The organism is Bacteroides sp. M10, assembly GCF_014334015.1.
Taxonomy (GTDB): Bacteria; Bacteroidota; Bacteroidia; order Bacteroidales; family Bacteroidaceae; genus Bacteroides; species Bacteroides intestinigallinarum.
Genome location: NZ_CP060488.1, coordinates 1 through 26,827 on the forward strand (window position 1 = coordinate 1; position 26,827 = coordinate 26,827).

Consider the following 26,827-nt stretch of genomic DNA (forward strand, 5'->3'; position numbering starts at 1 on the left):
ATGATTGAATCAAATCATGTCGTACTTTGGAACCGCTGTCTCGACGTAATTAAAGACAATGTTCCTGAGACGACATATAATACTTGGTTTGCCCCTATTGTCCCGTTGAAATATGAGGACAAAACTTTGATCTTACAGATCCCGAGCCAGTTTTTCTATGAAATCCTGGAAGAGAGATTCGTAGATCTAATACGCAAGACATTATATAAGGTCATTGGCGAAGGCACCAAGTTGATGTACAACGTCATGGTGGACAAGACTTCGATTCCGAATCAAACCGTGAATCTCGAAGCAAGCAATCGTTCTACAGCTGTTACCCCTAAAAGTATAATCGGAGGCAACAAAGCTCCCAGCTTCTTACAGGCTCCTGCCGTTCAAGATCTGGACCCGCATTTGAATCCCAATTATAATTTTGAGAACTTCATTGAAGGATACAGCAATAAACTTTCAAGAAGTGTAGCAGAAGCTGTAGCGCAAAAACCAGGAGGGACCGCTTTCAACCCGTTATTCCTTTATGGAGCATCCGGAGTGGGAAAGACACACCTGGCAAACGCAATAGGCACGAAAATCAAAGAAATTTATCCAGAGAAAAGAGTATTGTACGTTTCGGCACATTTGTTCCAGGTACAATATACGGATTCTGTACGTAATAACACGACCAACGACTTTATTAATTTTTATCAGACGATTGATGTATTAATCATTGATGATATTCAGGAGTTTGCCGGTGTCACCAAGACTCAAAACAACTTCTTCCATATCTTCAATCATTTACACCAGAATGGTAAACAGCTCATATTGACTTCGGACCGTGCTCCTGTATTATTGCAGGGTATCGAAGAGCGCCTCCTGACCCGTTTCAAATGGGGTATGGTAGCCGAGCTGGAAAAACCGACCGTAGAACTTCGCAAAAACATTCTACGCAACAAGATACACCGCGACGGGTTACAATTCCCGGCAGAAGTGATCGACTATATTGCTGAAAATGTGAATGAAAGTGTACGTGATTTGGAAGGTATCGTCATCGCCATCATGGCCCGTTCTACTATTTTCAACAAGGAAATAGACCTGGATTTGGCACAACACATTGTACATGGCGTGGTTCACAATGAAACGAAAGCTGTCACTATTGATGATATTCTCAAAGTGGTATGCAAACATTTCGACCTGGAGCCGTCTGCCATACATACAAAATCCAGAAAAAGAGAAGTCGTCCAAGCACGACAGATCGCCATGTATCTGGCTAAAAACCACACAGACTTTTCAACTTCTAAGATAGGTAAGTTCATTGGTAACAAAGACCATGCAACCGTACTTCACGCCTGCAAAACCGTAAAAGGACAATTGGAGGTAGACAAGAGCTTTAATGCAGAAGTACAGGAAATAGAGTCGTTACTGAAGAAGAGAAACTAGAATCAAGTATTAGGTATAAAGTATTAAGTATTGTCCGTGCAAACACGCATTTATAATGCAGTTTCACATCAGTACGGCAATACTTAATACTTTATACCTAATACTTATTTTAAGAACCCTTGTTGGCGGAGTACTTTCAACAAGTTTTCAGACATAAATTCATTATCTTTCTTTGTATAACGCACATCCGTGAAAACCTGAGCCAATGTTTCTTTTTTATTTTCCTCGATGAACTGCTTATTTTCCGGCAACGATTCTTTGTAGGCATAGAGTTTATCTATCTCTTCCTGTGTATAGTCGTGATATTTTTCGTCATGCACAGCAGCTTCCAAAGGTAGACGGTCGACTTGGGCGGGAATACCATCCGGATAGCCTACCGTTATTGTTGTGAGAGGGAATACCAATTCAGGCAGTTGGAGAGTATCGATAATCATTTGAGGATTATAAGTGGTAGTCCCCAGATAACAAATGCCGAGTCCTACTTCTTCCGCCAGTGTACAGAAAGTCTGCGCAACGAGCAAAGTATCCATAGACGCATTCATAAAAGACATTAAATTATCATAGCCCGGCACAGCTTTCCGTTGTTCACACCATTTACTGAAACGACGGAAATCAGCACAAAAAGTCAATACGACCGGTGCATTTTTTACCATAGGCTGATTGAAATGAGCAGGCGAAAGTTTCTCCTTCATTTCTGCATCACGAGTCACAATTACACTATAAAGTTGCATTCCCCCCATCGTAGAAGCACGGAAAGAGGTTTCGAGCAAATCATTTAACAAACTAGGATTTATATCTTTAGGCAGATATTTCCGGATAGTTCTTCTGTTCTTTACGGTTTCAAACATATCTTTTTTTTGCAAAGATATAAAAAGAAAAAAATATTCTACCACACTAACAGAATAGAATAGTTTTCTTTTTGGAGAACTTTAACCTTTGAACAAAATTCAATTTTAACTGTTTATCAAACACTTAGCATAGACAAATGGAAAACTTGCAACCTGTTAATAAATTATTTCATTTTTATTTTGATAGATGAAAAAACATTCTTAGCTTTGCGGCTGCATTTGTTAACGATAAGTAAACTTCTACACATTACTTATTAAAAACGAGATTTAACACACATTGAATCGTGGAAAAACAAATTTATTCTTACGACGAAGCCTATGAAGAATCTTTACGATATTTTCAAGGCGACGAGCTTGCTGCAAGGGTTTGGGTAAACAAATACGCAGTAAAGGATTCTTTCGGTAATATCTATGAAAAATCTCCGGAAGACATGCATTGGAGAATTGCAAATGAAGTGGCACGCGTAGAATCAAAGTATCCGAATGCGTTGACAGCAAAAGAACTGTATGATTTATTAGATCACTTCAAGTACATCGTCCCCCAAGGTAGCCCGATGACAGGAATCGGTAACGACTATCAGGTTGCTTCACTATCCAATTGCTTCGTTATCGGAGTGGATGGCGCAGCCGACTCTTACGGTGCTATTATCAAAATCGACGAAGAACAGGTACAACTGATGAAAAGACGCGGTGGTGTAGGTCACGACTTATCACACATCCGTCCGAAAGGTTCTCCCGTTAAAAACTCGGCACTGACTTCTACCGGTCTTGTTCCGTTTATGGAGCGTTATTCGAATTCCACTCGTGAGGTTGCTCAAGACGGACGTCGTGGTGCACTGATGTTGAGTGTATCCATCAAGCATCCGGATTCTGAAGCATTTATCGATGCCAAGATGACTGAAGGTAAAGTGACAGGAGCCAATGTTTCTGTCAAGCTGGACGATGCTTTCATGCAGGCTGCCGTAGACGAAAAGCCGTATGTACAGCAATATCCTATTGACTCTGTCAACCCGACATTTACCAAAGAAATCAACGCTTCCACCTTGTGGAAGAAAATCGTTCATAATGCATGGAAATCGGCAGAACCGGGAGTTTTATTCTGGGATACGATTATCCGTGAGTCTGTGCCTGATTGTTATGCAGATCTGGGTTACAGAACTGTATCTACCAACCCATGCGGAGAAATTCCTCTATGTCCTTACGATTCATGCCGTCTATTGGCTATCAATCTATATTCCTATGTAGTGAATCCGTTCAAACCGGATGCATCTTTTGATTTTGATCTGTTCCAGAAACACGTGGCTCTTGCTCAACGGATCATGGACGATATCATCGACCTCGAACTCGAGAAGATCGAACGTATCATGACCAAGATTGACGAAGATCCGGAAAATGAAGAAGTAAAACATGCAGAACGCGCACTTTGGGAGAAAATCTACAAGAAGAGCGGACAAGGTCGCCGTACTGGTGTAGGTATCACTGCAGAAGGTGACATGCTTGCTGCATTGGGATTGCGTTACGGAACGGAAGAAGCGACAGAATTCTCTGAAAAAGTACACAAGACAGTCGCCCTCGGCGCATACCGTTCTTCAGTGGAAATGGCCAAAGAACGTGGTGCTTTCGAAATATACAATAGCGAACGTGAACAGAACAATCCGTTCATCCAACGTTTGGCAGCAGCCGACCCGAAACTGTATGAGGATATGAAGAAATACGGTCGCCGTAACATTGCCTGCCTGACAATTGCTCCAACCGGAACGACCAGTTTAATGACACAGACTACTTCGGGTATTGAACCTGTATTCCTGCCTGTTTACAAACGCAGAAGAAAGGTAAACCCGAACGATACGAATGTACATGTAGATTTTGTAGACGAAACAGGAGATGCATTCGAAGAGTATATCGTATTCCATCATAAGTTTGTGACCTGGATGGAAGCTAACGGATACGATCCGGCCAGACGCTACTCTCAAGAAGAAATTGACGAACTGGTTGCCAAATCTCCTTATTATAAAGCAACTTCCAACGACGTCGACTGGTTGATGAAAGTGAAGATGCAGGGAAGAATCCAGAAATGGGTAGACCACTCCATCAGCGTAACAATCAATCTGCCAAACGATGTAGACGAGGATTTAGTAAACCGTCTGTATGTAGAAGCATGGAAATCCGGCTGTAAAGGCTGTACCGTATATCGCGACGGTTCACGCTCTGGAGTTTTGATTTCCACTAAATCGGATAAGGAAAAGAAAGAAGACCTTCCTCCTTGCAAACCGCCTACGGTTGTAGAGGTACGTCCGAGAATATTGGAAGCAGATGTTGTCCGTTTCCAGAACAACAAAGAAAAATGGGTAGCTTTTGTCGGATTATTAGATGGGCACCCTTATGAAATATTCACAGGTTTGCAAGATGATGATGAAGGTATCTTGTTGCCTAAGAGCGTGACTTGCGGACGTATCATCAAAAATGTAGATGAAGACGGTACCAAACGTTACGACTTCCAATTCGAGAACAAACGCGGATATAAGACGACCATTGAAGGATTGTCAGAGAAGTTCAACAAAGAATACTGGAACTATGCAAAATTGATTTCCGGCGTGCTTCGCTACCGGATGCCGATTGAACAGGTTATCAAACTGGTTGGCTCTCTCCAATTAAACAGTGAAAGTATCAACACTTGGAAAAACGGTGTGGAACGTGCATTGAAGAAGTATATTCAGGATGGAACAGAAGCCAAAGGTAAGAAATGCCCGAACTGCGGTAATGAGACATTGGTTTATCAGGAAGGCTGTCTGATTTGTACAACTTGCGGTGCTTCCAGGTGTGGATAATAGTCCTACGTATGTTAATTAATATATAAACAAAAGATTAAAAGGAGTCCGGTGCGGCTCCTTTTATTTTTTATTCAAAAAAATGTCTTATACTTGCAGTGTCTTACATATACAATTAAAATCTAATATATATGATTCTATCATTTAATATTGAATACCGCACCAACTGGGGAGAAGAAGTAAGGATTTCCGGCTTATTTCCGGAATCAATTCCTTTACACACCACTGATGGTATCTATTGGACGGCAGAAGTTGAGCTTGAAATCCCGCATGAAGGGATGATTATCAATTATAACTATCAGATAGAACAAAACGGAATAGTTATCCGCAGGGAATGGGACAGTTTTCCGAGATCTATTTGCCTATCGGGCACTTCCAAGAAGATATACAGAATCAATGATTGCTGGAAAAACATCCCGGAACAATCGTATCTGTATAGTTCAGCTTTTACAGAAGCTTTACTGGCACATCCCGAGAGAGAGAGTATCCCGCAAAGTTATAAAAAGGGACTGGTTATCAAAGCCTATGCTCCACATATCAATAAAGATTATTGTCTGGCGATCTGTGGTAACCAGAAATCATTAGGCCACTGGGACCCGGAGAAAGCGGTTCTAATGAGTGATGCCAATTTCCCGGAGTGGCAGATAGAGCTGGATGCCAGCAAACTAAAATACCCGCTGGAATACAAATTCATCCTCTACAACAAACAAGAAAAGAAAGCGGACTGCTGGGAGAAAAACCCCAACCGTTATCTGGCAGACCCGGAACTGAAGACAAACGAAACGCTCGTGATCTCCGACCGGTATGCCTATTTCGACATTCCTGCCTGGAAAGGCGCAGGAATCGCTATACCTGTATTCTCCTTAAAATCGGAGAAAAGTTTTGGAGTAGGTGATTTTGGTGACTTGAAACGTATGATCGACTGGGCAGTGAGCACCCATCAGAAAGTTATTCAGATTTTACCGGTCAACGACACCACCATGACTCATGCATGGATCGACTCTTACCCCTATAACAGTATTTCCATTTATGCTTTCCACCCGATGTATGCGGATATCAAGCAAATGGGAACTCTGAAAGATAAAGAAGCCGTATCAAAATTTAGCAAAAAGCAAAAGGAGCTGAACAGCCTGCCTGCCATTGACTACGAAGCAGTCAACCAGACTAAATGGGAGTTTTTCAACTTACTATTCCGGCAGGAAGGAGAAAAGGTTTTGGCCTCCAAAGGTTTCAAAGACTTCTTTGAAGCCAACAAAGAATGGTTGCAACCCTATGCAGTCTTCAGTTATCTGCGCGACGCCTACAAAACGCCCAATTTCCGTAAATGGCCACGACACTCTGTTTATAATGCGGAAGATATAGAAAAAATGTGCCAGCCGGAAACTGTAGACTATCCTCATATCTCATTGTATTACTATATTCAGTATCACCTGCACCTGCAATTACTGTCTGCAACCGAATATGCCCGTCAACACGGTGTCGTATTAAAAGGAGATATTCCAATCGGTATCAGCCGCAATAGTGTGGAAGCCTGGACAGAGCCTCATTACTTCAATCTCAACGGACAAGCAGGTGCTCCACCCGATGATTTCTCCATCAACGGGCAAAACTGGGGATTTCCTACATATAACTGGGATGTCATGGAAAAAGACGGCTACCGCTGGTGGATGAAACGTTTTCAGAAAATGGCAGAATACTTTGATGCCTATCGGATCGATCATATCCTCGGTTTTTTCCGTATCTGGGAAATACCGATGCACGCCGTACACGGATTGTTAGGTCAGTTCGATCCTTCCCTCCCTATGAGCCGGGAAGAAATCGAAAGTTATGGTTTCACATTCCGGGATGAATACCTGCTCCCATCTATTCATGAATCTTTCCTTGGACAGTTGTTCGGACCACATACCAATTTAGTAAAACAGGACTTTCTTCAATTAGTTGACGACTCCGGTACCTATCGGATGAAACCGGGATTTGAGACACAAAGGGAAGTAGAACAATTCTTTGCCGGCAGAAACGATGAAGATAGTATCTGGATTCGGGAAGGGCTTTATTCGTTAATCAGTAATGTTTTATTTGTTGCGGACAAAAAGGAGGAAGGGAAATTCCACCCTCGCATCGGCGTACAGCGGGATTTTGTATTCCGATTGCTAAACGAAGAAGAAAAGAATGCTTTTAACAAGCTATACGACCAGTATTATTATCACCGGCACAATGAGTTCTGGTATCAACAGGCTATGAAGAAATTGCCCCAGCTGACACAATCAACCCGTATGTTGGTTTGTGGAGAAGATCTGGGAATGATTCCTGCTTGTGTATCGTCAGTGATGAATGATCTCCGTATTCTTAGTTTGGAAATTCAGCGGATGCCTAAAAATCCGATGTATGAATTCGGGCATTTAAATGAGTACCCATACCGGTCTGTCTGCACAATCTCCACCCACGATATGTCTACCCTGCGTGGCTGGTGGGAAGAAGATTATCAACAGACCCAACGTTACTATAATGCAACGTTAGGACACTACGGCGCCGCACCAACCACTGCTACTCCGGAGCTGTGCGAGGAAATTGTACGCAATCATCTCAACAGTAATTCTATTCTCTGTATCTTATCTTTCCAAGATTGGTTATCAATAGACGAGAAATGGAGAAATCCGAATGTGACGGAAGAACGGATTAATGTTCCATCAAATCCACGAAATTATTGGCGATACCGGATGCACCTCACATTGGAACAGTTGATGAAAGCAAAAACACTCAATGATAAGATTTGTGAACTGATAAAAAACACAGGAAGAGATCCGAATAAATAAGATAAAAGACACTAACTCTTTTTAAAGGACATTTTCCGGACACTACTGACGCGGATAACACTAGATTAAGAACTCTAAAATCAATATTATCCGCGTCATTCGTTTTTTAAAGATATATTGCCAATAGAGGTAAAATAAGGAATTTCAAAACACAGCCAACGTTTTTTTTCGCAATAACAGTATTACCTTATATCATACTTTTTCGCTTTGCGTATCATTCGTTTATTTTTTCAATCTTCCTCTTTTTATTCCAATTTATGAAGTATCTTTGCGCCGAAAAAGTGAAATTGAAAAGAGATAATGGAAGGCAACCAAAGCAGACGTATTGATTTCGTGGACTTAACCAAAGGAGTCTGCATCATCCTTGTAGTAATAGCGCACGTTGGAGGAGCCTTCGAACAGCTGGATACCAATTCCATGCTCTCCTGTTTTCGCATGCCGCTTTATTTCTTTATCTCCGGAGTATTTTTCAAATCATACGAAGGCTTGTTCGGATTTATCCTACGGAAAATAAACAAGTTGATTATCCCTTTTCTTTTCTTCTATCTAAGCGCATTTCTAATGAAATATATCGTTTGGAAAATAGCACCCGGGGTATTTCAACTGCCTGTATCATGGAATGAGCTCCTGGTAGTGTTTCATGGACATGACCTTATCAAGTTCAATCCTCCGATTTGGTTCCTACTTGCACTATTCAACTGCAATATCCTGTTTTATCTGATCCACTTTCTGCGTGAGAAACACTTGCCTATCATGTTTGCTGTCACACTCCTGATTGGTTGCACAGGATTTTATCTCGGAAAGTTACAGATAGAGTTGCCTTTGTATATAGATGTTTCCATGACCGCCCTCCCTTTCTATGTAGCCGGTTTCTGGATTCGGCGGTATAACTTTTTTCTGTATCCCAGTCATCGTTTCGACAAGTTGATCCCGGTTTTCATTCTGTTGGCACTGGTAGTCATGTACTTTACCGCTACCACATTGGGTATGCGCACCAACAACTATGCGGGAAATATTTTTCAAGTATATATCGCTGCATTTGCAGGAATATTTATGATTATGTTACTTTGCAAAAAAGTGAAGGAAATAAAGGTTATCTCTTACTTAGGGCGATATTCGATCATCACCTTGAGTATTCATGGACCGATACTTCATTTTTTAGGTCCATTGGTCAGCCGTTATATTCACAATAGTTGGGCACAGGCAAGTGTACTTTTGCTTATAACACTAAGCATCTGCATTCTGCTCACCCCCGTCTTTCTAAAAGTGATTCCACAAATGGTTGCACAGAAAGACCTGTTAAAAGTCAAACAAGATCACACTAAAAAGACAGTATATGAAGATAAACAGTAGCTATATTCTTTTGAAAGAAATTCGTTGTTACGCCTATCATGGAGTTGCACCGCAAGAAAATCTGATTGGAAATGAATATATCATTGACCTGAAACTGAAAGTGGATATCAGCAAAGCTACCCGAACAGACGAAGTTGCCGACACCGTCAACTACGCCGAAGTACATCAGGTGATAAAAAATGAAATGGCTGTTCCCTCAAAATTGCTGGAACACGTTAGCGGACGGATTATACAAAAACTCTTTGACCAATTCCCCTGTATTGAAGAAATCGAACTCCGGCTTTCCAAACGAAACCCACCGATGGGAGCAGATATAGAGTCCGCAGGAATTGAGCTACACTGCAGCAGGAAATAAGATATCACAGTTGGAAATGAAACATAAATGACGAAATGCAGATAATACGATATTAATAAAGTAATCCGTATCATCTGCATTCCTTTTTTAAGCAAGATCTGCTTCTATTTTCACAGCCGTAAACTACCGGCTTATTTTCTCTTCTTTTTTCTTCTATTTACCGATTCTACAGCCTCCGTCACCACAGGTTTATCCTGGAAACGCTTCGTATAACTGGAATAGTCCGGATGAATGCGCTCGTAGTCAGGATCCATAAATAACGGACTGGAAATAATATGATCCGCCGTAGAACGATTACAGCAAAAAACAATGTTTTCTACACCAGCCAAGCGGGTTAATGCTTTCACATCCGTATCATGCGGTTGCAATGTCATAGGGTCAGTGAAGAAAAACAGATAGTCAATCTGTCCATCCACAATACGTGATCCCATTTGTTGGTCACCACCCAGCGGACCTGATTTTAAAATCGTAAAATCCCATTCTTCATCAGGGTGCTTCTCTTTTAATGCTTCCAATATCAAAGTACCGGTAGTACCTGTACAATAGAATTTATTTCCCATCAACAGTTCCGAGTTCCACAGTACCCATTCGATGAGGTCTTTTTTCATTGCATCATGCGCTACCAGCCCGATGCCTCTTCTAACCTTTGCTTTCATTTGCTATCCTTTTAAATCCGACAATTGAGAGAATCTTTTGCATCCTCTCGCATAAAACTGCCACAAGATACTACTTTTTGTCCGTTCAGGTATCGGATTCAAAGTTTTTTTTCTCATATTCTCTTCACGGGATAAAGAAAATGAAGGACGTAGCTGTTGGTACTCTTTCCGTGCACGCATGACGGCACGAGCATTGTCCCAATGTCCTTGCAACAAGAAATTAAACGCTGCCACATAATCAAGACAGGCCCGGATACGCATCACTTTATTTAACTCCTCCTGTGGAAGATTCTTATAGAGCATGACAAGATTATTACGGAAATTAAGAAAAGTCTTATGAGGATTCTCTTTTTTAAGAGTAGCTCCCCCCACATGATAGACAACACTTTGAGGCACACAAACAATCTCACGTCCTCGCGAACGAAGTCGCCAGCACAAATCTATTTCCTCCATGTGTGCAAAAAAACGTCCATCCAATCCTCCGGCATTCATATAATCAGCGCGTCGGATAAACAGGGCTGCCCCCGTCGCCCAGAAAACAGGAATCACTGTATCGTACTGACCGTCATCTTTCTCCACAACGCCCATTATACGCCCCCGACAGAAAGGATAACCGTATTTATCAATAAAACCACCGGCTGCCCCGGCATATTCGAAATATTCTTTTTGTCGCTGGCTACGTATCTTCGGCTGACAGGCAGCCACCTCCGGATGAGCATCCAGATAAGCAACCATTGGTTCCAGCCAATGCTCCGTCACCTCGACATCCGAATTCAAAAGCACTACATATTCTGCATCTACCTGCTGTAATGCCAAATTGTATCCGTCTGCAAAACCATAATTCCGATCGAGCACAATCGTCCTAACAGAAGGAAATTCCTGTTGAAGCAAAGCCACAGAATCGTCCGTAGAGCCATTATCAGCCACACAAACCTCTATCCCCTCTCCTTTCGAATAGCGGACAACAGACGGAAGAAAAGTACGGAGCATATCACATCCGTTCCAATTCAAGATTACAACTGAAACTTTCATTGCTGTTCTTTCTTCTTGTTCAATTCTTCCTGTTGTTCAGCCTCCTCCCTGTTTAATTTCCAGCGTTTATGAGACCACAACCAGTATGCCGGTTCTCTACGAATCGTCTGCTCCAATCGGTGAGCAAACATTTCAGTAATTTCTCCTTCCTTGGTTTCTTTCGGCGTCTCCGTCATTAGTTTGAATTCCGCTTCACAATATCCTCTCCGTCTCTTACTAAGTTCGCAATAGAAAACAGGAAAATTCATCATTTTAGCAATGCGCTCAGCACCATTCAGAAAAGCAGTCTCCTGCCCTAAAAAAGTAGTCCAATATCTATCAAATCCGCTGGGCCATTGGTCGGTAATCAGACCGACTACCATCTTTTTCCCATCACGCTTCAACTTAATAATTTCGCGTGCAGTAGAATGTTTTGGAATATTATATCCACCGAAACGAGAGCGGATACGTTTAAAAAGTTTATCCAGATATTGATCTCTCAACGGTTTATAAACCTGCACAGGAACATCTCCGGGTTTCATGATTGCACCCATGCCAATCAACCATTCATAATTGGCATAATGAGGAATCATCACAATAATACCTCCGTACTTTTCAGTCAGTTCCAGATATTGTTCCGTATTCTTATAAGTCATTCTCACACAAAGCTCTTCGGCAGACATATGCAACAGTTTCAAATCCTCAAGCATATAATCCGACAGATAGCGATAGAATTTGCGCTCTATCTGCAATCTCTCTGCATCAGTTTTTTCCGGAAATGATCTCAACAGGTTCCCCCGAACTACTTTCCGGCGATATTTTCCAATATGATACATCAACAGATAATTCAAATCCGAGAACATATACAAAACCCGGAACGGAAGTGCCGAAAACAACCACATCCCACTATATACCAACCAGTAGATAAGTTTTGATCCCATACTTATATCAGAATTGTACCTTTAAGTGCTGTCATCTCTTCATTAAAATCTCCCAAACATACATTGACCACCCTATTATCCAGTGAATCATCGCTTTCCACCTCTACACGTATATAGTTCTCCGTAAATCCATGCATCGGAGCACCTGCCTTTGATTTTTCCATCAGCACCGGCATTGTCTGCCCAATATGACGAGCATAAAAGGCCTGCGTTTTTTGGTCCGACAGTGTCAATAAACGTTGGCTACGCTGATGTTTCTCTTCCGGAGAAACCACATATTCTATTTTTAAGGCCTGCGTTCCGGGACGTTCGGAATAACTAAACACATGCAACTGTGTCACATTCAAACTCTCAATAAACTGATAAGCTCGTTCGAAATACTCCGGCGTTTCTCCACGGGTTCCCACAATCACATCCACACCGATAAAAGCATCCGGCATCACCTCTTTGATCTTCTTCACTTTCGAAGCAAAAAGAGCTGTGTCATAACGGCGGCGCATTAATTGCAAAACCTCATCACAACCGGACTGCAAAGGGATATGGAAATGAGGCATAAAACTACGGGAGCGAGATACAAATTCAATGATCTCATCAGTCAACAGATTAGGTTCTATAGAAGATATCCGATAACGTTCGATTCCATCTACCTGATCCAGTGCTTTTACCAAATCAAAAAAGCTCTCTCCTGTTGTTTTACCAAAATCTCCAATATTCACTCCGGTCAGAACAATTTCTTTTCCTCCCTCGGCAGCCGCTTGACGGGCCTGCTCAACCATGGAAGCAATAGTCCCGTTACGACTTCGCCCCCGGGCAAAAGGAATCGTGCAATAAGAACAAAAATAATCGCATCCATCCTGCACCTTCAAAAAGAAACGGGTACGGTCTCCCCGTGAACACGAGGGAGAGAATGAACGGATATCTTTGGTCGTCGTAGTGATAGCCTCTCCTTTTTCATGCTTTTGGAGGTCGCCCAGATATTGAAGCAATTCTCCTTTCTGTTCCGCTCCCAACACTACGTCCACTCCATCTATCTTTGCCACATCGCCGGGCTTCAATTGCGCATAACATCCGGTCACTACCACAAAAGCACCAGGGTGTTGTTTTACCAGACGATGAATCGCTTGCCGGCATTTCTTATCCGCCATCTCCGTCACCGAACAGGTATTTACCACACAGATATCTGCTTTCTCTCCTTTACGCGCAGTCCGAACTCCTGCCTCACGCAGAATTTTACCAATAGTTGAAGTCTCTGAAAAATTTAATTTGCAGCCTAAAGTATAATAAACGGCTGTCTTATTTTGAAATACAGTGGTATCTATCATAAGCTGTTATAAACACATTAACTTTGCAAAGTTACACATTATTATTAGTAAAACGCTTTTGGATACGAAAGTTTATTCTTATTTTTGCACAATTCACTAAAAAACGTGCAATGATTAAAGAGAATTTCATTAAACTATACGAAAATAGTTTTCGTGAAAATTGGGATCTACCTTGTTACACTGATTATGGAGAAGATACCCAATATACTTATGGGGAGGTAGCTGAAAAAATCGCCCGTTTACATCTGTTATTCAAACATTGTAGCCTCCGCAGAGGAGATAAGATTTCAGTTATCGGCAAAAACAACGCTCACTGGTGCATCGCCTATATGGCAACCATCACGTATGGAGCAATCATTGTTCCCATCCTTCAAGACTTTACGCCCAACGATGTTCATCATATCGTCAATCATTCCGAATCCGTATTTCTGTTCACCAGCGACAGCATTTGGGACAATCTGGAAGAGGAAAAACTAACGGGACTGCGAGGCGTATTCTCACTGACCGATTTCCGGTGTCTTTATCAGCGTGACGGAGAAACCATACAGAAGTTTCTGAAAAATACCGATAAAGAAATGCATTCTTTATATCCGAAAGGATTTGCCCGCGAAGATGTTCAATATACCACTTTATCCAATGATAAAGTGATGCTATTAAACTATACTTCCGGAACCACCGGTTTCAGTAAAGGAGTGATGTTGACAGGGAACAATCTGGCAGGAAATGTCACTTTCGGTATCCGCACCGAACTTCTTAAAAAGGGAGACAAAGTACTCTCTTTCCTCCCACTCGCTCATGCATACGGCTGTGCGTTCGACTTTCTGACTGCAACCGCTGTCGGCACCCATGTCACTCTGCTTGGTAAAACTCCTTCTCCGAAGATTATAATGAAGGCTTTTGAGGAAGTGAAACCCAACCTTATTATTACTGTCCCACTAGTGATCGAAAAGATATATAAGAATATCATCCAGCCACTCATTAATAAAAAAGGTATGAAGTGGGCACTCAACATTCCGCTGCTCGACACACAGATCTACAACCAGATACGCAAAAGACTGATTGATGCACTAGGAGGTCGGTTTAAGGAAATCATTATCGGCGGCGCCGCTATGGACAAGGAAGTAGAAGAATTCTTCTACAAAATTAAGTTCCCTTTTACTATAGGTTACGGTATGACGGAATGTGGACCACTAATCAGTTATGCCCCTTGGGATGAATTTGTACTAGGCTCTTCCGGAAAGATTCTGGATATAATGGAAGCACGTATCTATAAAGAAAACCCTGAAGCAGAAACCGGAGAAATCCAGGTCCGGGGGGAGAACGTGATGGTAGGATATTACAAGAACCAGGAAGCAACAGAGGAAGTATTCACACAAGACGGCTGGCTACGTACGGGTGACCTCGGTAGCATGGACAACAGCGGGAATATTTTCATCCGGGGACGGCTCAAAACCATGATCTTAAGTTCAAGCGGACAGAACATCTTCCCCGAAGAGTTGGAAACAAAACTGAATAACCTGCCTTTCATTCTTGAAAGTCTCGTTATCGAGCGCAACAAAAAATTGGTAGCACTCGTTTATGCCGATTATGAAGCGTTGGATTCTCTCGGATTAAACAATCCGAATAACCTGAAAACAATCATGGATGAAAATCTTAAGAATCTGAACAGCAATGTAGCCGCTTATGAAAAAATCAGCAGAATCCAACTTTATCCTACGGAATTTGAAAAAACTCCCAAAAGAAGCATAAAAAGATACCTATATAACAGTATTGCTGTCGATTAGCATGTTCTAAAACATACGAAAGAGGGAGAAAAGTGGCTAGTTACAAAAAAAAATATAAAAAAAGTTGGTGTTTCGAGAACAACGTATTGAAAAAGTACATACCTTTGCAACGTTTTAATAAAGCAATTGATTGTATTACGTTTTTAAAAAGCAAAGAAAATGAAAAAATTAGTTTTGATGGCCGTAGCTATCGTAGCAGTATCATTCGCATCATGTGGTAACAAAGCAGCTGACGCAGCAAAAGCAACTGCAGATTCTATCCGTATCGCTGACTCAATCGCAGCAGTAGAAGCAGCAGCTCTTGAAGCTGAACAAGCAGCAGCAGCCGCAGCAGATTCTTTGAATGCTGATAGCACTGCAATTGTAGCTGAATAATTCAGACACAACTTAGAGAGAATTGAAAGTCTGCCATGCGAAAGCATGCACAGACTTTTTTTTATGCCTTTATTTTAGCAATTCACACGCTATTTAGCGTATGAACTCTTCACAAAAGGAGCATCCAACAAATAATCCAAGCTCACTTCCACACTTTCTTCTACCGGCATACTATAACCCTCGATTTCAGCAACGAGATAGTTAACACCTGCAGTTTTTGCATTCTTAAAGATAGCGTCAAAACCTACCATTCCACTTTGTCCGATCTCTCTGTGATCCTTAACATGGAATATCTTGAAGCGGCCGGGATATTTATTAAAATAATCAACAGGACTGTTTTGTCCGCGAACTACCCAATAAAGGTCCATCTGGAAGAAGACATATTCAGGATTCGTATGTTCCAGCATATAATCATACATCACTTTATCTTCTACTTTCTGAAATTCATGAGCGTGATTATGATATCCAAACGACAGACCTTGTTGTTTACAACGCTTGCCTATCTCATTATAATATGCACAATACGTATCCAAATCCTTGAGCGTCTTAGGTACATCCATCCACGGAGCTACAATATATTTCATACCGGCAGCTTTATGATCGGCAATACACTGATCCCACCATTCAAGTGATTTCGAATAGTCACCGGAAGCAAGTTCTTCTTTCGACAGTCCACGCGTACAGTGTGAAGACAAGACTTTTAATCCAGCCGATTCTACATCTTTCTTAAATTGTTGAGGAGTCCGGTCATAAAATTTACCGTTGTTATAATTGGCAGCTTCAACACCGGTATATCCCATGTTTGCCAATTTCTTCAGAAGAGCAGTATAAGTGGGGTCACACTTACCATCTTTATTGTCTACTTTATTCAATATATCTCTGACAGAATAGAGTTGAATAGCTACTTCTTTTTTAGCTTTCTTCTTTGTTTGCGCTGTCATTGCCTGTGGAATCATGAAAAGAGCAGCCAACGCACATAAATAAATTTTTGTTTTCATATAATAGATATCAGGGGATTACAATTATTAGATTTATATAGAAAAAAACAGGCACGGATTACACAGACTTCACGGTTACTCTATGGCAATCGCCATTCAAAAAAACGTGAAATACGTGTAACCAGTGCCCTTTTATTGCTATTTGATTAGTCCAAAACCTTCACGCGGATGTTGCGGAACCAAACATCATCACCGTGATCTTGCAAACCGATGAAACCTTCGTGATTTTCGCCACCACAGTTATTCAGCAATTCAAATGCCAAAGGCCATTTATCTTCGCTGAACTTACTTGCCTGCAACATATCAGTCCATTGTTTTGTCCACAAATGATATTCAAGTACGTTTTCATCGTTTTGTCCGTGAACCACTGTACCTTTATAAACCATAATCTTAGCCTTGTTCCATTCGCCAAACGGTTTAGAGTTTTGAGGAACTGCCGGAATCATGTCATACAAAGAAGCCGACTGACGATTGTTATCTTTACCCAATTTAGCATCCGGATGATTGGCATTATCCAGGATCTGATATTCAGGTGCGGAAATATAAATAGGTTCAAGCACATCATTACCATCTTTGTCTTTAGAAGTAACTTCCTGAGCTAAATACAGAATACCTGAATTGCTACCTTTAGCAACCTTCCATTCCAATTCCAACTCGAAGTTTTTAAATTTGTGAGCAAAGATCAAGTCACCACCATCACCGTCTTGAGCTTCACCGCCGCCAGAACCGTTGAATTTAATACAGCCATCTTCGATTGTCCATTTAGTAGGAACACGGTCTTTTCCATAACCACGCCATCCGTTAAATGTTTCACCATCAAAGATTGTGATATAACCATTTTCGTCAACAGGCAGATTCAAACTATCAGTTTCCGGTGCTTTCAATGATTTAGAGTAAGACAATGCAACTTTGCTCGGTTCTTCCTGAGCATTTGCTTTTTTCTGACCACCGCAAGAAGCAAAAACTCCTGCAGCAAGACAACAACAAGCTAATGGATAAAATACTTTTTTCATGATAATAACGATTTAATTTTTTATCTTTAATTTCTAATTTATCTCGGCATATCAGGCAGTCTCCAGCCGTCACGATAAGTATGTTTCACTAATTCAGCAGCAAACTGTTTCGCATTAATCGGATCAGTCCATGTCTTGTCAAATGTCGGATGACCATCATGAATCTTGAATCCGTCTTTGATAACGGTACGGATCGTTTCGTTATCACCGATATTCGTAAAGCACATGTTAGCTCCATCCCATTCAAGAGTCTTATTCAGCGCTTGCAAACGAATAGCCAATACACCCATTGCTACCATTTCATTCATTGGTCCGGCTTCTGAGAAATCAGACTTAGTCATGATACGGTTAGATTTATTTTCTTTACATGCACGTACCCAGTCCATTTCGTGACCACCGTTCATAGCATTGGGAACACGACGGCAAACCTTTGGCGCATTTGGTTTACGACCAGAAAGCAACCAAGGATTCTGTCCATAACATCCGCAAATCAAAGTATCTTTCGTTCCGTGGAAAATAGTCAAACCACCACCACTCTGCATCAGTTGTTTTCCTTCCGGGAATCCTTTCGGACGTTCAGGCATCATACCGCCATCGTACCAATGTACTTCCACTTCAGGCATAGCTACTTTCGGCATATTTTCACGAGCAGGGAAAATCATTTTCACATGCTGTGCCTGCGGAGCACAAGCATTCAACAATAAAGTAGATGATCCTTCCACTTTGGTAGGATATTGCAATTTCAATGCTCTAAACGGCTGATGCAAAATATGGCAAGCCATATCACCTAATGCACCTGTTCCATAATCCCACCATCCACGCCAGTTCCAAGGATGATAAATAGCATTGTAAGGATTCATTTTAGCAGGACCTGTAAACAAATCCCAATTCAATGTACTAGGAATACGGTCTACACCTTCAGGAACATTCAATCCTTGCGGCCAAATAGGACGGTCTGTTGCACATTCCACCTTAGTTATATCACCGATTTCACCATTCCAAATCCATTCGCATACCAAATCCGTACCTTCGTCCGATGAACCCTGATTACCCATCTGAGTAACAACACCTGTTGAAGCAGCTAAATTTGTCAATAAACGAGATTCATAAACAGAGTGGGTCAACGGCTTCTGACAGTACACGTGTTTTCCCATTGTCATTGCATCAGCAGTGATGATAGCATGAGTATGATCGGCAGTTGCAATAATCACACCGTCGATAGATTTACCCATTTCCTCATACATCTTACGATAGTCCCAGTATTTTTTAGCCTTGGGGAATTCGTCGAACACACCTTTTGCATACTTCCAATCCACATCACAAAGAGCCACAATATTTTCAGTGCCCTTTACGTGATTAATATTGGCATGTCCCATACCACCAATACCCACGGCTGCAAGATTTAGTTTGTCAGTAGGCGAAATATGCCCGTGGCTCATACCTAAAATAGTACTGGGAGCAATAGTAATGCCTGCTAAAGCAGCAGCCCCCGTTTTGAGAAACTTTCTCCTCGAAATGTTTGACATGATTTTATTTATTTAAGGGTTAATAATCTTTGGAAGGTTGCCATGCAACAATCCATATCCATTTTTCATGTTTCTTCTTCGCTCGCGTATTTGCTCCAGAGTGCGCAAATTACCAATAGCGGGCAAATCGTGTTTGCGTGTGTCTTTCAAGAATGTCCACGCATATTCGGATGCAATGGCCGAATCGCGCATGGACGGTAAGCGGGAACTGCGCTTTCCGGTTTCTACCGAATCAGCAAACAGGTCACACAACACGTCTATATTCTTGCCACCGAAAGGCTTCTCCACACGAATGGTCTGATTGACACCGTGTAGATCGACAACAGCGGTATTGAAATCATGCGTCATACGCACAACTCCTTTTGTACCTATAATATCCACATACGAATTATGTGTCTGGTCTTTAGATAATTGTCCATAAACAAAGCCCTGAGTAATATCAAAGACTACACCATTTTGGAAAGTTCCGTGACATTGTACCCACCAAGGATCTTTATAATTCCACATATTCACTCCCTGGGCATTCCATGTTCTATAATCACAGCCTGCATACCAACGGGTAATATCGACATAGTGCATTCCACAATCATGGAAAGCCGGCCCCTCATACTCATGCCCTTCGCCCGGTGCCAAGCCGGGAGTCATGTGGCAAATACGGATAATAGCCAGTTCTCCAATCTCTCCCTGCTCGATATACTCTTTCATTAGATTATGGTACCAGGAATTCCGCAGATACAAGTTTACCGCAGAAATGAGGTTGGTATTTTCTGTCATTTCCACGACCTTCCACTCATTTTCCATGGTATCTGCAATCGGTTTTTCTGAAATAATGTGTTTGCCGTAGCGAATAGCTTTTTCTATTTGTTCCATCCGCGAGTCGGCCAAAGTGAAAAGACCGACTACCTGTACACTTTCATCCTCAAAAACTTTTTGATTATCTTCTACTATAAGAGATTCAGGAGATAACTTCTTAGCCAATTGACGTGATTCCGGATCGGTATCGCAAATATAAGCAATATTCCATCGCCCACTTTTTGTCATCGCTTCCCAATAGAATCTTCCCATTCTACCGAAACCGATAATTCCAACTTTAATTCTCGTGTCTACTGAAGATTGCGTGTTCATAATAAAACATAGTGAATTTAAGTACAAATAATAGATAAAGTATCAATTTTCACCATCAAGCTGATGAGTAAAAAACTGATATTGCAAATCTAGCCAAATAAATAACGGCTTATTTGACTTACACTACTTTATGTAGATAGCAAATTAGTATTTCTCCCTATTAATCAAACACTTAACGCTTTAAGTATATCCCAAAAATGTAGATGATTTGGAAAGGGGGTCAGCAGTAAAATGATAATTATGTCTCTTGAGTTGAACTAATTTTCATAATTTCGTTCTCAAATTCATCTCTGTCGACAGCAGCTTTATTTCTCATCTTCGTACGATAATTATAAACCGTACTTGTAGAGCACCGGAGGAAGTTCGCTATCTTCCCACTATCCGTAATACCCAAACGTAATAAAGCATAAATACGAAGTTCCCTATTCAATAAAGCATCCGGTTTTAAAATAATCTTCTCTTCATCTTTCAATAAAGCATTAAAATCTGAAACAAAAGTAGGATACAAACCTAAAAAGACCTTATCGAAACGGGCATACAATGCACTAAGCTCTTCATCAATAAGCGCGGACGACTTTAGTTTCTTAATCAACTCGTCATAGTACTTATTAATAGCTATTTTATACAACATATTCTGGAATTTCTCCATTTTGTGGATATAGCTAAAGCACACATCGAAAAATTCGGCTATATAATATTCCTTTATACCATTAATTTCATACAACTGATTATTGGTGTCATTCAACTGGCTGTTCATACTATTCAGTTTATTGTTCAGCCGCAGAAGTTCTTCATTACTTTGTGCCAATGCCTGCTTTATTTTCAACGTTTTCTTCATCTGAATATAGATAAAAACAACGAGCAGAATCAAAAGGAAAAGGATAACGCTTGTAGAAATAAGAAAAGTAGTCAGATGCGATCTCGATTTAGCCTGTTCCGCCTGATAGGCAGTATTGATAATAGAATTGAATTTATAGATTTCGATTGCACGGAAATGAATGCCGGAAGAAATTACATCATCAATAGCAGACTGTGTAAACTTAAAAGCATCGGCCAGATTCTTTTCTTCGTATTGTATCAATGCAAGAGATTGAAGAGAGGCATTTTCACGTGTTGCATTCCGGGTATCGGCAATCGCCGACAACATCAGATATTTTTTTTCCTCATCATATTTCTTCTGATGGTGGCATAACCTGGAATACGAATGAGTAATCATGGCATAATTAGGCGTTCCTACCTCCTCAATATCCAACAATTCCTTAAAAATTTCCTTCGATTTTAAGGTATCACGCCAGATATAATAAGAAGCTTGTGACATCCGGTAATCCCAAGAAGTATGATCTATGAGAGCAAACAGTGAATCCTGATAAGCAGATTGTTGCTTTCCATACAGATTGTTGGCAACAGAAATGGAGTAATGCCCCCAGAAACTGGAGTAAGTCTGATAATAGTCTATTAATAAATCTTTGGGGAGTTCTGAAGTCTTTATACTTTTCAAAAGAATCTCGGCTTCGCGGAACCTGCCGCACATCGAATACAAAAGACTAAGATTTAAAGACGACTGATTGGTAAAATAAGGTTTATTCAACTGGTGGGAAATCTCGATATTACGATCAACATAATGAATGGCCGAATCAATATGAAACTTTTTATACTCGCTATATAACCGTAAATTGATTCTATACTCCCCTTCAAGAGTCAAACCGGGACTTTTCAACATACATTTTATCCGGTTTATCCTCTCCTCTTTCTTTTGAACATAGACATGCTTCTCATCTATCACTCTACGCAAAGAATCCGTCAATAGCTTCAACTCATCATTCGCATAAAGGACACTGCCAATTCCCAAAGCAATCAGCAGAAGCAAAAACCTCTTCTTCAGAAAACAACAGTTGAATTTCATAATAGTAATAGCAAAGATAACAAAAAAAGCGATTCATCCATTCAGAACAAATCGCTTTTTGTATATGAAGTAAATTTGCTCTTATTCAGCAACTACTTCGAAAGGAATTTCTACCGAAACTTCCTTGTGAAGCTTAACAATAGCCTTATAGCTACCAACTTCTTTCACAGCGTCTTTTACAACGATGATCTTTCTGTCAACTTCATGACCCAGCTTAGACAAAGCCTCAGCGATCTGGATGTTACCAACAGAACCGAAGATAGTACCGGTTGAGCTAACTTTAGTTGCAATAGTCAAAGAAACGCCTTCCAACTTAGCAGCCATAGCCTCAGCATCTTTCTTGATTTTCTCAAGTTTGTGAGCGCGCTGTTTCAGTTCTTCAGCCAACATTTTCTTTGCAGAAGGAGAAGCGATGACAGCTTTTCCAGTCGGGATCAGATAATTACGACCGTATCCGGATTTCACGTTTACGATATCGTTCTTATAACCCAAGTTTACTACGTCTTCTTTCAATATAATTTCCATACTTTTCCTCCTTCTTATTTCATCATGTCAGTTACATAAGGCAGCAATGCCAAGTGACGAGCTCTCTTCACAGCCTGCGCGATACGACGTTGGAACTTCAAAGAAGTACCTGTAATACGACGCGGAAGGATTTTTCCTTGTTCATTCAAGAATTTCTTCAAGAATTCAGGATCTTTGTAGTCGATATACCTAATACCACTCTTTTTGAAACGGCAGTATTTTTTCTTCTTAACATCTACTGACGGCGGAGTCAAATATCTGATTTCTGATTGAACTTGTTGTGCCATGATTAATCCTCCTTTTTGTTTGATTTAACACTTCTTCTTTTTGCAGCGTATTCAGCAGCATACTTATCCATCTTGAAAGTCAAGAAACGGATTACGCGTTCATCACGACGGAAATTAAGTTCCAGCTTGTCAATTACAGTAGGATCTGCATTGAACTCAATCAGTTGGTAAAAACCTGTAGACTTCTTCTGAATTGGGTAAGCCAATTTCTTCAGTCCCCAGTTTTCTTCATTGATAATCTCAGCACCTTCAGCTTGAAGAACGCCTTTGAATTTTTCTACCGCTTCCTTCATCTGAACATCAGACAAAACGGGAGTTAAAATGAAAACGGTTTCGTATTGATTCATACTTCGTTTAATTAAATAAATAAATTATTTGATTTTAAATGCGGGTGCAAAGTTAGACATTTTATTTTGAACTACAAATATTTAATCTTTTTTTGTATCCGAAGATAGGATTTATCCGGGAAGTGACTTACCTTTGCAAAGTTGTTTAAACAATAATTTCATGATAGAGCAATTTAATTTCGATATCCGGCTTATATTCGCCATACTAAATGGCAAAGTTTCCGCGGCAATCAACCGTAAACTGTACCGTAACTTTCGTCAGAACGGACTGGAAATCAGTCCGGAGCAATGGACGGTACTCATTTTTCTGTGGGAAAAAGACGGTGTTACACAACAAGAGTTGTGTAATGCAACTTTTAAAGACAAACCCAGCATGACCCGTTTGATAGACAATATGGAACGGCAGCATCTTGTTGTGCGCATTTCCGATAAAAAAGACCGCCGTACCAATTTGATCCACCTGACTAAAGATGGAAAAGAACTGGAAGAAAAAGCGCGCGTCATTGCCGGCCAGACTCTGAAAGAGGCTCTTCATGGCATCACCCTCGACGAATTGAGCATTGGCCAGGAGGTACTGAAAAAGGTATTCTATAATACGAAAGATTAAGCAGAAGAACAGATCTTAAAATCATAAAATCCACTAAATCGTGCATTTATAATGGAATTTTTATCCAAATAATTTCGCCCGTTAAAGAATTATGCTTTAATTTGTGACTGGAATATTATAATCTATTAAAAATACACACGCATGAAAGGCTTATTAAAGAACTTAGGATTGATATTAATCTTGGCCGGAGTAGTCATCCTGTTGGCTTGTTCCTTTACGGGAAATGTAAACAACAACGCCATCCTGGGTACTTCAGTAGTACTTGTAGTACTGGGACTCATTTCTTATATTATTATTAATAAGAAAATCGCTGATTAATTTCGCTGAAAATCAATAAAAAATCCCGGAAACGAATGCTTCCGGGATTTTTTATTTGTAGTCATCTCAAATGCGATTATTAAGATTCAACTTCCGGGGTAATCAGCTTATAGCCTTTTCCGTGGATATTGATAATCTCGATAGAATCATCTTCTTTCAGATGCTTACGTAGTTTCGTGATATACACGTCCATACTACGGGCATTGAAATAGTTATCGTCGATCCAGATCGTTTTCAAAGCAAAGTCACGTTGCAAAATCTCATTTGCATGTGCACAAAGCAATCCGAGCAGTTCAGATTCTTTGGTAGTCAGTTTAGTCTGTTTGCCTTCTGACGACAGAATTTGTTTCTGTGTATCGAAAGTAAACTTACCAATCTTATAGATATTGCTTTCTTTGTTCTTCTTTCCACGAACACGTCTCAAGATTGCTTCAATTCTGAACGTCAATTCTTCCATACTAAACGGTTTGGTGATATAATCATCCGCACCGATTTTAAATCCTTCCAGGATATCTTCTTTCAGCGTTTTAGCAGTCAGGAAGATAATAGGAATTTCAGCATTTGCTGCACGGACATCCTGTGCCAGTGTGAAGCCGTCTTTTTTAGGCATCATTACGTCGAACACGCACAAGTCATATTTATTCTTCAAGAAAGCCTTATAACCGGCTTCTCCATCAGGATATAACTCAGCAGAATAACCTTTTGCCTGTAGATATTCTCTTAAAAGCATGCCAAGATTTTCGTCATCCTCGCATAATAAAATACGCAGTTTCTCGTCCATATCAATTATTTTTTAATAAAGGTAATGCAATAATAAATTTAGTTCCCACGTTCAGGTCACTTTCCGCCCGGATGGTTCCCTTATGATCCAATATAATTTTTCTCACATAAGCCAATCCTAGTCCAAAGCCCTTCACATCGTGCAGATTACCCGTATGCACACGATAGAACTTTTCAAATATTTTTTTCAGGTTCTCCTTCTTGATACCAATACCGTTATCCTGTATCGAAATCATCAGTTTACCCGACTCATTCCACGTTCTCACTTTCAGTTCCAAATCCTCTTCCGGTTTCTTATATTTCACCGCGTTATCCATCAGATTAAAGATTACATTTGTAATATGCATCTCATCTGCAAATATAACAGGATCGGTAGCCTCAAGGTTCGATGTTATCTTACCATTATATCGTTCCACTTTCAGAGCAAAGGTATTGACAACACCTGCAATCAATTCATTCGCATCAATCTCCTTCATCTTCAAAGTTGCCTTCTGACGTTCGAACATCGACATCTGGAGCACCTTTTCCACCTGGAAGCGCAAGCGCTTGGTTTCATCATTAATCACTCCCGATATATGCTGGAACATCTGCGGTGATTTTCCTACCGCGGGATCTTTCAACATCTGTGCTGCCAATGAAATGGTAGATATCGGTGTTTTAAATTCGTGCGTCATATTATTGATAAAGTCATTCTTCATTTCCGTCAGTTTCTTTTGCCGGAATACGATATAAATCGTAAAGATGAATGTCACTAACAATACCAGCGTAAATATCAGCGACGGAATCATGAAACTGATTGAGTCAAAGATATAATCTTTCTTACCCGGAAAGTGCACTTTCAATATGCTCATTTTTGCAGGCGGATCATTTTTGAACAATGCCTGCTGATAAGCGTCTTCACTTCCCTTTGCCTCATAATCCGCACAACGATAGACTTCCCTACCGTCTTTGTCAATCACCGTAAAGTGATAAGGCAAGTCTATACTATTATTATATAAGCTCGATTTCAGATAGTCATCCAGTTCTTTGAACCGTACCCTGTCTCCAATCGATTTGTCACTTCCCCGATAAATCATCTGCCAGGCCACTTCATCGAGTAACGCCCGTTGATACATATACCGATTCTTGATGGCTTCCACTAATGAACGCGAAGTTTCCGGAATGGTCTTTGTTCCCCTATAAGGAGAAATCATAGCCTTTGGAAGCTCGGAGGGCTTAGTGGTCATCACTTTCAGCTCAAAATCCGAATATACTTTTCCATCCTTAGACTTCACCGTGAACCGTTGCGTTTGCTGAATCAAGTTGTCTTGTTGTATGGAAGCGTTATTCGCAATCAGCGCTTTTCTTTCCGCTTCTGAAATATCTTCGATCAACCAACGTCTGGTCTCTGCATATTCCACATCCTTGGAAACCTGATCCAGGCTATTGCGTACAGCCGAATCAAACTGTTCCTTACGGGTTTTCATCATTTCCTCGATATAACTAACCTGCAAATACAGCAGGCTAAGGAAGGAAAGCCCCATTACAATACCTAATATCCAAATTGTTGACTTCTTCATAGCAACAAAATTAACACTCCCTAATTAACACTCCTAATGCATTAACTTGATTTAACCGGAACTTCCCGGAAATTAACCGTAAGGAGCTATTTAGGTTGTATTCTGATTACTACAACAATAAAACCCCTCCTTTGGTTTGC

General features: G+C 40.7%; 24 protein-coding genes. 9 read left to right on the top strand and 15 right to left on the bottom strand.

Annotated elements, in window-relative coordinates:
* Positions 1-1,413 carry a chromosomal replication initiator protein DnaA gene (dnaA, locus tag H8796_RS00005; protein ID WP_008998903.1) on the top strand — a complete coding sequence of 471 codons (1,413 nt, stop codon included), beginning with the start codon at positions 1-3 and terminating at the stop codon, positions 1,411-1,413.
* A gap of 104 nt (positions 1,414-1,517) precedes the next feature.
* On the opposite strand, the gene H8796_RS00010 is transcribed toward dnaA, so the two are convergent.
* Entirely contained in the window at positions 1,518-2,261 is a 744-nt protein-coding gene (locus tag H8796_RS00010; protein WP_117934411.1) for an NADPH-dependent oxidoreductase, read from the bottom strand.
* Between the two features lie 284 nt (positions 2,262-2,545).
* On the opposite strand from H8796_RS00010, the gene H8796_RS00015 reads away from it, so the two are divergent.
* From H8796_RS00015 to folB, 4 genes are all read left to right on the top strand, one after another.
* Positions 2,546-5,089, top strand: coding sequence for an adenosylcobalamin-dependent ribonucleoside-diphosphate reductase (locus H8796_RS00015; RefSeq protein WP_117934243.1), 2,544 nt, complete (start codon positions 2,546-2,548; stop codon positions 5,087-5,089).
* 131 nt (positions 5,090-5,220) lie between these two features.
* Positions 5,221-7,902, top strand: coding sequence for a 4-alpha-glucanotransferase (locus H8796_RS00020; RefSeq protein WP_117934245.1), 2,682 nt, complete (start codon positions 5,221-5,223; stop codon positions 7,900-7,902).
* Positions 7,903-8,202: 300 nt separating this feature from the next.
* Positions 8,203-9,255, top strand: a complete 1,053-nt coding sequence (locus tag H8796_RS00025) for an acyltransferase family protein (protein ID WP_004326208.1) — start codon at positions 8,203-8,205, stop codon at positions 9,253-9,255.
* The gene (folB, locus tag H8796_RS00030; RefSeq protein WP_004326209.1) at positions 9,239-9,610 is read left to right on the top strand and encodes a dihydroneopterin aldolase; all 372 of its coding nucleotides are present in this window, start codon (positions 9,239-9,241) and stop codon (positions 9,608-9,610) included. Before H8796_RS00025 ends, folB begins: the two co-directional genes overlap by 17 nt.
* Before the next feature lie 131 nt (positions 9,611-9,741).
* Here folB and H8796_RS00035 read toward each other — a convergent pair whose 3' ends face one another.
* From H8796_RS00035 to mtaB, 4 genes are read right to left on the bottom strand one after another with little or no spacing between them, the layout of a single operon-like run.
* A complete protein-coding gene (locus H8796_RS00035; RefSeq protein ID WP_004326210.1) occupies positions 9,742-10,266 on the bottom strand; it encodes a methylglyoxal synthase in 525 nt (174 codons plus the stop codon).
* Between the two features lie 3 nt (positions 10,267-10,269).
* Positions 10,270-11,298 (bottom strand): glycosyltransferase family 2 protein, encoded by a 1,029-nt coding sequence (locus H8796_RS00040; protein WP_117934247.1) that lies wholly within the window; start codon positions 11,296-11,298, stop codon positions 10,270-10,272.
* The gene (locus tag H8796_RS00045; RefSeq protein ID WP_117934249.1) at positions 11,295-12,218 is read right to left on the bottom strand and encodes a lysophospholipid acyltransferase family protein; all 924 of its coding nucleotides are present in this window, start codon (positions 12,216-12,218) and stop codon (positions 11,295-11,297) included. Before H8796_RS00045 ends, H8796_RS00040 begins: the two co-directional genes overlap by 4 nt.
* A 2-nt stretch (positions 12,219-12,220) precedes the next feature.
* A complete protein-coding gene (gene mtaB / locus H8796_RS00050; RefSeq protein ID WP_117934251.1) occupies positions 12,221-13,540 on the bottom strand; it encodes a tRNA (N(6)-L-threonylcarbamoyladenosine(37)-C(2))-methylthiotransferase MtaB in 1,320 nt (439 codons plus the stop codon).
* A gap of 110 nt (positions 13,541-13,650) precedes the next feature.
* Between mtaB and H8796_RS00055 the strand changes: the two genes are divergently transcribed.
* Positions 13,651-15,324 carry a long-chain fatty acid--CoA ligase gene (locus tag H8796_RS00055; protein WP_117934253.1) on the top strand — a complete coding sequence of 558 codons (1,674 nt, stop codon included), beginning with the start codon at positions 13,651-13,653 and terminating at the stop codon, positions 15,322-15,324.
* Between the two features lie 159 nt (positions 15,325-15,483).
* Positions 15,484-15,699 (top strand): hypothetical protein, encoded by a 216-nt coding sequence (locus H8796_RS00060; protein WP_117934257.1) that lies wholly within the window; start codon positions 15,484-15,486, stop codon positions 15,697-15,699.
* Between the two features lie 89 nt (positions 15,700-15,788).
* On the opposite strand, the gene H8796_RS00065 is transcribed toward H8796_RS00060, so the two are convergent.
* The 8 genes from H8796_RS00065 to rpsF form a co-directional block, all read right to left on the bottom strand.
* On the bottom strand, positions 15,789-16,697 hold the full coding sequence (locus H8796_RS00065; protein ID WP_117934259.1) for a sugar phosphate isomerase/epimerase: 909 nt from the start codon (positions 16,695-16,697) through the stop codon (positions 15,789-15,791).
* A 146-nt stretch (positions 16,698-16,843) separates the two neighbouring features.
* Positions 16,844-17,710: a DUF1080 domain-containing protein gene (locus H8796_RS00070; protein ID WP_004299334.1), complete on the bottom strand. Its 867-nt coding sequence runs from the start codon at positions 17,708-17,710 to the stop codon at positions 16,844-16,846.
* Positions 17,711-17,748: 38 nt separating this feature from the next.
* Positions 17,749-19,236 (bottom strand): Gfo/Idh/MocA family oxidoreductase, encoded by a 1,488-nt coding sequence (locus tag H8796_RS00075; RefSeq protein ID WP_074559144.1) that lies wholly within the window; start codon positions 19,234-19,236, stop codon positions 17,749-17,751.
* A 12-nt stretch (positions 19,237-19,248) separates the two neighbouring features.
* Entirely contained in the window at positions 19,249-20,361 is a 1,113-nt protein-coding gene (locus tag H8796_RS00080; RefSeq protein ID WP_117934261.1) for a Gfo/Idh/MocA family protein, read from the bottom strand.
* Positions 20,362-20,599: 238 nt separating this feature from the next.
* A complete protein-coding gene (locus H8796_RS00085) occupies positions 20,600-22,264 on the bottom strand; it encodes a DUF6377 domain-containing protein (protein WP_117934263.1) in 1,665 nt (554 codons plus the stop codon).
* A gap of 81 nt (positions 22,265-22,345) precedes the next feature.
* The gene (gene rplI / locus H8796_RS00090) at positions 22,346-22,789 is read right to left on the bottom strand and encodes a 50S ribosomal protein L9 (protein WP_004299330.1); all 444 of its coding nucleotides are present in this window, start codon (positions 22,787-22,789) and stop codon (positions 22,346-22,348) included.
* A gap of 14 nt (positions 22,790-22,803) precedes the next feature.
* On the bottom strand, positions 22,804-23,076 hold the full coding sequence (rpsR, locus tag H8796_RS00095) for a 30S ribosomal protein S18 (protein WP_002562536.1): 273 nt from the start codon (positions 23,074-23,076) through the stop codon (positions 22,804-22,806).
* 2 nt (positions 23,077-23,078) lie between these two features.
* A complete protein-coding gene (gene rpsF, locus H8796_RS00100; RefSeq protein WP_004306610.1) occupies positions 23,079-23,423 on the bottom strand; it encodes a 30S ribosomal protein S6 in 345 nt (114 codons plus the stop codon).
* A 160-nt stretch (positions 23,424-23,583) separates the two neighbouring features.
* On the opposite strand from rpsF, the gene H8796_RS00105 reads away from it, so the two are divergent.
* Positions 23,584-24,030, top strand: a complete 447-nt coding sequence (locus tag H8796_RS00105) for a MarR family winged helix-turn-helix transcriptional regulator (protein WP_004299328.1) — start codon at positions 23,584-23,586, stop codon at positions 24,028-24,030.
* Between the two features lie 141 nt (positions 24,031-24,171).
* The gene (locus tag H8796_RS00110) at positions 24,172-24,348 is read left to right on the top strand and encodes a hypothetical protein (protein WP_167511779.1); all 177 of its coding nucleotides are present in this window, start codon (positions 24,172-24,174) and stop codon (positions 24,346-24,348) included.
* 79 nt (positions 24,349-24,427) lie between these two features.
* Here H8796_RS00110 and H8796_RS00115 read toward each other — a convergent pair whose 3' ends face one another.
* The gene (locus H8796_RS00115; protein WP_004299326.1) at positions 24,428-25,129 is read right to left on the bottom strand and encodes a response regulator transcription factor; all 702 of its coding nucleotides are present in this window, start codon (positions 25,127-25,129) and stop codon (positions 24,428-24,430) included.
* Position 25,130: 1 nt separating this feature from the next.
* Complete coding sequence (locus H8796_RS00120; RefSeq protein WP_004299325.1) at positions 25,131-26,687, bottom strand: sensor histidine kinase KdpD; 1,557 nt, start codon at positions 26,685-26,687, stop codon at positions 25,131-25,133.
* Positions 26,688-26,827: the final 140 nt, after the last annotated feature.

Coding starts and splice junctions, on each gene's coding strand:
- H8796_RS00080 (WP_117934261.1), bottom strand. CDS start 20,361: ATGAACACGCAATCTTCAGTAGACACGAGAATTAAAGTTGGAATTATC.
- rplI (WP_004299330.1), bottom strand. CDS start 22,789: ATGGAAATTATATTGAAAGAAGACGTAGTAAACTTGGGTTATAAGAAC.
- H8796_RS00120 (WP_004299325.1), bottom strand. CDS start 26,687: ATGAAGAAGTCAACAATTTGGATATTAGGTATTGTAATGGGGCTTTCC.
- H8796_RS00025 (WP_004326208.1), top strand. CDS start 8,203: ATGGAAGGCAACCAAAGCAGACGTATTGATTTCGTGGACTTAACCAAA.
- H8796_RS00115 (WP_004299326.1), bottom strand. CDS start 25,129: ATGGACGAGAAACTGCGTATTTTATTATGCGAGGATGACGAAAATCTT.
- H8796_RS00065 (WP_117934259.1), bottom strand. CDS start 16,697: ATGAAAACAAAAATTTATTTATGTGCGTTGGCTGCTCTTTTCATGATT.
- dnaA (WP_008998903.1), top strand. CDS start 1: ATGATTGAATCAAATCATGTCGTACTTTGGAACCGCTGTCTCGACGTA.
- H8796_RS00040 (WP_117934247.1), bottom strand. CDS start 11,298: ATGAAAGTTTCAGTTGTAATCTTGAATTGGAACGGATGTGATATGCTC.
- H8796_RS00070 (WP_004299334.1), bottom strand. CDS start 17,710: ATGAAAAAAGTATTTTATCCATTAGCTTGTTGTTGTCTTGCTGCAGGA.
- H8796_RS00105 (WP_004299328.1), top strand. CDS start 23,584: ATGATAGAGCAATTTAATTTCGATATCCGGCTTATATTCGCCATACTA.
- mtaB (WP_117934251.1), bottom strand. CDS start 13,540: ATGATAGATACCACTGTATTTCAAAATAAGACAGCCGTTTATTATACT.
- H8796_RS00085 (WP_117934263.1), bottom strand. CDS start 22,264: ATGAAATTCAACTGTTGTTTTCTGAAGAAGAGGTTTTTGCTTCTGCTG.
- H8796_RS00055 (WP_117934253.1), top strand. CDS start 13,651: ATGATTAAAGAGAATTTCATTAAACTATACGAAAATAGTTTTCGTGAA.
- folB (WP_004326209.1), top strand. CDS start 9,239: ATGAAGATAAACAGTAGCTATATTCTTTTGAAAGAAATTCGTTGTTAC.
- H8796_RS00035 (WP_004326210.1), bottom strand. CDS start 10,266: ATGAAAGCAAAGGTTAGAAGAGGCATCGGGCTGGTAGCGCATGATGCA.
- H8796_RS00075 (WP_074559144.1), bottom strand. CDS start 19,236: ATGTCAAACATTTCGAGGAGAAAGTTTCTCAAAACGGGGGCTGCTGCT.
- H8796_RS00060 (WP_117934257.1), top strand. CDS start 15,484: ATGAAAAAATTAGTTTTGATGGCCGTAGCTATCGTAGCAGTATCATTC.
- rpsF (WP_004306610.1), bottom strand. CDS start 23,423: ATGAATCAATACGAAACCGTTTTCATTTTAACTCCCGTTTTGTCTGAT.
- H8796_RS00020 (WP_117934245.1), top strand. CDS start 5,221: ATGATTCTATCATTTAATATTGAATACCGCACCAACTGGGGAGAAGAA.
- H8796_RS00010 (WP_117934411.1), bottom strand. CDS start 2,261: ATGTTTGAAACCGTAAAGAACAGAAGAACTATCCGGAAATATCTGCCT.
- H8796_RS00110 (WP_167511779.1), top strand. CDS start 24,172: ATGAAAGGCTTATTAAAGAACTTAGGATTGATATTAATCTTGGCCGGA.
- rpsR (WP_002562536.1), bottom strand. CDS start 23,076: ATGGCACAACAAGTTCAATCAGAAATCAGATATTTGACTCCGCCGTCA.
- H8796_RS00045 (WP_117934249.1), bottom strand. CDS start 12,218: ATGGGATCAAAACTTATCTACTGGTTGGTATATAGTGGGATGTGGTTG.